Raw genomic sequence first — 292 nt, 5'->3', positions numbered from 1 at the left:
TGTTGCGGTTATTTGATCCAGCCTTTTTGGATGCCGAGGTTGTGTTGGTAGCTGGTGTCGATGGCGGTGTCGTATTCTGCTGGTGCACCGATGTCATTGGTAGTGGCTGTGGTGTTGTGGGTGATCAGGTCTGTTGCTGTGGAAAGTGCGTCTTGACCCCATCGTTGGTCCCTGGCGATCTTGACCGGATCGTCAGGGACTTCTGTATGTAGATACAGCCACCAATCCATCACTGTGCGTTGATGCGGTAGTGATAGTCCGCGGTGTCTGCGGGCTAGTTCTTTTATGGGGG

1 pseudogene is annotated in these 292 nt (G+C 53.4%); it reads right to left on the bottom strand.

The features are described 5' to 3' along the window. Nucleotides 1-8: 8 nt before the first annotated feature. Nucleotides 9-292, bottom strand: a pseudogene (locus tag HMPREF2857_RS02390) (IS256 family transposase); the annotation flags it as partial.

Origin of the sequence: Corynebacterium sp. HMSC076C10 (assembly GCF_001812455.1) — a bacterium.
GTDB lineage: Bacteria > Actinomycetota > Actinomycetes > Mycobacteriales > Mycobacteriaceae > Corynebacterium > Corynebacterium jeikeium_D.
The sequence above is the reverse complement of the archived record's forward strand: the minus strand, read 5'-3'. Positions and strand labels throughout refer to the sequence as shown.